Origin of the sequence: Microbacterium sp., assembly GCF_029263575.1 — a bacterium.
Lineage (GTDB): Bacteria > Actinomycetota > Actinomycetes > Actinomycetales > Microbacteriaceae > Microbacterium.
In genome coordinates this window covers 1-4,549 of the sequence record NZ_JAJUFV010000203.1, presented here as the reverse complement: position 1 = coordinate 4,549, position 4,549 = coordinate 1, and the positions used below count along the sequence as shown (strand labels likewise).

At 64.3% G+C, this 4,549-nt stretch carries 9 protein-coding genes; all 9 read right to left on the bottom strand.

From position 1 onward, the window contains the following. Nucleotides 1-145 precede the first annotated feature (145 nt). Nucleotides 146-412 (bottom strand): hypothetical protein, encoded by a 267-nt coding sequence (locus Q1J95_RS14750; RefSeq protein WP_300268932.1) that lies wholly within the window; start codon nucleotides 410-412, stop codon nucleotides 146-148. Beyond that, nucleotides 399-554, bottom strand: a complete 156-nt coding sequence (locus Q1J95_RS14745) for a hypothetical protein (RefSeq protein ID WP_300268929.1) — start codon at nucleotides 552-554, stop codon at nucleotides 399-401. Before Q1J95_RS14745 ends, Q1J95_RS14750 begins: the two co-directional genes overlap by 14 nt. Then, the gene (locus Q1J95_RS14740; protein ID WP_300268927.1) at nucleotides 554-832 is read right to left on the bottom strand and encodes a hypothetical protein; all 279 of its coding nucleotides are present in this window, start codon (nucleotides 830-832) and stop codon (nucleotides 554-556) included. The genes Q1J95_RS14745 and Q1J95_RS14740 overlap by 1 nt, the downstream gene beginning before the upstream one ends. Next, the gene (locus Q1J95_RS14735; RefSeq protein ID WP_300268924.1) at nucleotides 829-1,041 is read right to left on the bottom strand and encodes a hypothetical protein; all 213 of its coding nucleotides are present in this window, start codon (nucleotides 1,039-1,041) and stop codon (nucleotides 829-831) included. Before Q1J95_RS14735 ends, Q1J95_RS14740 begins: the two co-directional genes overlap by 4 nt. Before the next feature lie 59 nt (nucleotides 1,042-1,100). Then, nucleotides 1,101-1,259: a hypothetical protein gene (locus Q1J95_RS14730; RefSeq protein ID WP_300268920.1), complete on the bottom strand. Its 159-nt coding sequence runs from the start codon at nucleotides 1,257-1,259 to the stop codon at nucleotides 1,101-1,103. Nucleotides 1,260-1,263: 4 nt separating this feature from the next. After that, on the bottom strand, nucleotides 1,264-2,817 hold the full coding sequence (locus Q1J95_RS14725) for a hypothetical protein (protein WP_300268919.1): 1,554 nt from the start codon (nucleotides 2,815-2,817) through the stop codon (nucleotides 1,264-1,266). Further along, nucleotides 2,814-3,407 carry a hypothetical protein gene (locus Q1J95_RS14720; RefSeq protein ID WP_300268916.1) on the bottom strand — a complete coding sequence of 198 codons (594 nt, stop codon included), beginning with the start codon at nucleotides 3,405-3,407 and terminating at the stop codon, nucleotides 2,814-2,816. Before Q1J95_RS14720 ends, Q1J95_RS14725 begins: the two co-directional genes overlap by 4 nt. A 135-nt stretch (nucleotides 3,408-3,542) precedes the next feature. Further along, nucleotides 3,543-4,283, bottom strand: coding sequence for a methyltransferase domain-containing protein (locus Q1J95_RS14715; protein ID WP_300268915.1), 741 nt, complete (start codon nucleotides 4,281-4,283; stop codon nucleotides 3,543-3,545). A 32-nt stretch (nucleotides 4,284-4,315) separates the two neighbouring features. Beyond that, nucleotides 4,316-4,549, bottom strand: a 234-nt coding sequence (locus Q1J95_RS14710; RefSeq protein WP_300268913.1) for a hypothetical protein, incomplete at its 5' end; no start/stop codon positions are given.

Sequence of the window (4,549 nt, the reverse complement as noted above, 5' to 3'; positions counted from 1 at the left end):
CGCTCGCCGTCGTCACGCGTGCCCGACACCGTGAGCAGCACGTCGCCGTCCTCTCCCGGCTCGGCATACGCGCGCCCCTCGATCGTCGCGACGACCGTTTCTGCGCTCACGTTTTCGCCATGTATGCGCACGACACTCACCATCCCTAGTAACTCCCTTCATGCGACGCTTCCGCGCGTTCTGCGCCGTTCTGAGGCGCGCTGCAGGCATGTTCGCGATAACCACCCGCGACCGGCGCGGTCGCGCGCGTCGCGGTGAAGTCGTGCCGGATCACCCAGTCGCCGTCCGGGTGCGGATACGCATCGAGCACGATCCACTCGTGCTCGGTCGCGCGCGTCTGCACATACGCGCTGCAGTGCTCGCAGCGCTCAGCGACCTTGACCGGATTCGCTACGCCGTCAACGAATGCCACGAGACTTCTCCTCCTGACGTACCAGCAGCAGGATCGCGATCATCATCGCCGCGATCGCGAAACCGGTGATCATCACGTCATGCGCGCCGACGATCGCGCCCAGCACGCCCTCAACGAGAAACAGCACAACGAACAGCCACATCACGCGTTCTCCTGCATCGCGCGCTCAATCAGCGCGACGCGCTCGCTCACGGTCGCGCTCGTCTGGATCGCGCCGGTCAGGATCAGGTCGGCAAGCGTTTCCGGAAGCATCTGCCGGAACTCGCGTGCGAGCGCGAACACGCGGTCATACAGCGCGTGCGCGTCGTCCTCGCTGATGCCGTCACGCTCCACGACCTCGCGCACCCAGCGCGCGCGTCGATCTTCCTGCTGCTGGTACGATGCGAGCTGCGCCCACATCAGCTGACGAATCAGGCTCATGCTGCATCTCCTGCCACGCGCGCCACCGCATCGTTCAGCGCGGCATCGGCTTCCTCCAGCTCGTTGATCGCGTTCTGATACGCGCGCTGTGCCGCGCGCGCCTCGGCCTCGGCTGCGTGCGCGGCGTCCAGCGTCGCTCGCACGTTCTCCTGCGCGTCGAGCTTGCGCTGCAGCAGCTCCGCCAGCTCGCGTTTGTTCATGTCATCCATGCGTGTTCTCCTCTTGCGCGTGACCGGGCACGCCCAGCCGCGCACCACATCGACCGCCACTAGAACAACCATCCCCCGATCGTCAGGAACAGCTTTTCGATCAGCTGCCCGAGCGACCAGATCACGATGCACAGCCCGACGATAAAGACACCCCACGCGATGCCCTCGGCGATCCGCTGCGCATTGCTCTTGGTCATCACCGCCCGTTTCTCGTTCATCTCGCTACCACCGTCCTTTCGTCGTGCGCGTCATGATCACGCCGGGAACCGCGCCCTCCGCGTCCGGCAAGACCGCGAACGCGAGCACGACAGCCTCGGCGCGGTCGGGCGATCGCACGCCCCGACGCTTCGCCTCGTCCTTGCTCTCGATCACCGGCATGGTGAACCCACTCAGGTACTTGAACTTGATGTCCGACAGCTGTGCCATCGTGATCTCGTCGAAACCGCGATCTCCCGGCGCGATCCGCCCTTCCGCGAAGCGCTCGCGCAGCTGCCACCACATCTCGTCGCGCAGCATGCGCCACTGCTCGCGGTCGCTCGACTTCGCGCCGTTGTGGACATCGCGAACGTTCCAGCCCAGCTCACGCAGCCGGTCAGCCACGCCCGAGCCGATGCCGGTCGCGTCGACCTTCACGAGCGTCGTGTCCTTGTCGAGTCCGAAGCGCGTCATGATGTGATCGCAGCGTCCGGCGCTCTCCATCGTGTCGAGCTTTCCCCAGCTCTCTTGCGCGAGCAGCACCGGGCCGCGACGGATCGCGATCGATGTCTCGTCGTCACCGAAGCGCGCGACGTCAATGCCGACCTCGTAGTTGCCGGTCGGCTGCAGCTCGCCTGCGTTCGCCTGCGCCGCTTCGATCTGCGCGAGCGAGATCAGCGTGTCTCCGGCGTCCTCAGGGAACTCAGCGTCGATACGCGAGGTCACGAACGCGCTCTCCGCACCGTGTCGCTGTATCTGACGTGCCACCCAGCCGGGATCGATCAGCGCGGGATACGGCATCTGCTGATCCGCGACCTTGCGCTGCCATGCCCCGCTGAGCATGTCGCCCTTCGTCACACCGAACGTGGTGAAGTTCGGTGTGTCGTATGCGCTGATACTGATCTGGTGCCACAGCGCGCGATCCTGATGAAACGCGCGGCGGAACGTCCCGCTCGGACTCGTCGGGTTGCCGATCAGCAGCGCGCTCGCGCCCTCGCCGGTCAGGATCGCGTCAGCTGCATCGAATACCTGTTCGCTGACTCCGGCGGCCTCATCGACCACGAGCAGCAGATGCTCCGCGTGGAATCCCTGAAACGCGTCGCTGTTGTCGTCGCTGCCCTTGAACCCGATCGCGTACCAGTCCGGCGCGATCTCCCAGCTCATCTGCAGCACGCGTCCCGGCAAGCGGTCGCCGTGTCGCGCCGCGATCGCGTTGATGTAGCGCCACAGGATATTGCGTACCTGCCGGTTGGTCGGCGCGGTCGTGACGACGATCGAGTGCGGATGCAGGATCAGGTACGCGGCGACGATGCGCGCAGCGGTGAAGCTCTTGCCAGCCGCGTGACAGCTCTTGACCGCGACGAACCGATGGTCATCGAGCGCGTTGGCGATCGCGCGCTGCTTCTCCCACAGCGGATCACCCAAGTCCTGCTCGATGAACTCCACGAGGCGCTTGCCGACGTGCTCGTGCATCGCTGGCGAGTCTTGTCCGTCGATGCCGCGCGCCACAATATCGCTGAGCACGCGATCGAACAGCGTGCGCATGTTCGGCAGCTCAGGGAGATCGATCGCGAGGCTCATCGCGCGATGCCCCCGGCGAGCTTCGCCATAGCGTTGTTGAAGCGTGCGCGCTCGTCACCGTTCGAGATGATGCGACCGGCCTCGGCCATGATCGCGCTGAACAGCATGTAGGCTTGCTCAGCGGTCATCATGTGCTCCATCTTCGTGAGCCGATCGATCTCCTTCTGCGCGATCGTCGTGCGCTCTTGGATCAGCTTGCGCGCTTCCACGCGTGCTTCCGCGTCGCGCAGTCCCTCGCTGATCGTTTCGCGCAGATGCACGAACGCTTCCTGCTGCTTGCGGTTGTCCTTGCTGCGCACACCGATCTCGAAGTCCAGCAGGTGCTTCTGCGCCTTGCGCCACAAGCGCTCGGCAGCTCCGGCGTCGTGTCCGATCGCCGCCAGCGCGTCATCGAGCAGCACGTCCAGCACCGCGATCTCGTTGCGGAACGCCAGCAGCTCCGGGTCGTTGCGCGCTTCCTCGTAGCGATCGCGCAACGCCGGGTTCAGGTACTTCGAGTGTCGTCCGTGCTTGTAGTTGCCATTGCCGGTCCCACGATTCGCGAGCGCGGCTTTCCCGCCGTGCTTGGCACAGACAGTCGTGCCAACCATCGCGCGGTTCTTGCACGGCTCACCCTTGCGCTCTCCGCTCTTGATCGTGGCGCGGCACATCGGTTGTTTCGCCATACGCGTCCTCGCTCGTCCTTGGAGTGTCTACCCTTCATGCGCTGATTCGTAGCTGTTCGGCTACTCCTTGATGCCGACCCATGCCGCGAAGTTCATCCAGCGCCAGATGCATTCGATACGCGTGAACCCGGCTGCGCGCAGCATGTCCTCGTTCCACTCTGCCGTGACCGGCACCTGCACGCCTTCGAGCGCGAGCGCCTTGCGATCGATCTCCTCTTGCGTGTAGCCGTTCGCGGCTTTGAGTGCGTGATAGTGCTTTACCATCAACTCGTCGGTCGTTGCGTTCGAGCCGATCAGTTTCTCCACGAGAATGACCGCGCCGCCCGGTCGCGTGTGCTGTGCGATCTTGTGCATGATGCGCTGCCGGTAGTTGATCGGCACGAACAGCAGCGTCAGGACGCACAGCGTCAGCGATGCATCCACGAACGGATAGTCCCGGCGCAGGTCCGTATCGAGCAGTCGCACGATCGAGGACGGCCAGTCCTTGTAGCGCTCGCGGAACGCAGCTCGCATCGGCTCGGAGACTTCCACGCCCACGTAACGGTTCTGCGCGCCGAATCGACGCATGAACGGATCGAGCGCTTCGCCGCGACTCGTGCCGAGGTCAACGATGTCCGTGTTTGGCTGCACGAACTCCATGCCGATCTTGGTCGTGACATCGCGCATCACGTGATACTGCGGGATCGATCGCTCCAGCATGTCGTCGAACACATCGGTCACGCTCGCATCGAACTCCCATTTGTCGCTGCCCGGAAAATGCCCGAGCGATGTCTTTTTCATCGGTGCCGTGTCTGTACCCATGTTCTGTCCTTTCGTGCGTTCTCGGGCCGTTTCTAGGCGTTCTGGACGGCTGTTTGCATGATCTCGCTGAGCACGCGCGCCATGCGTTCGCCGTAGTGCTGCACCGTGTCGCGATCTTGCGCGCACAACGGGTGTCGCTCGTCGAACAGGATCACCGAGTGCCGGACGATGAACCGTGCCACGACACAGCTCTCGGGATGATTGCCGTACACCGCGTCCTCGCACAGCGCTGCCGTCTGCCAGCGACCAGCCGGGAGTCCAGCCTT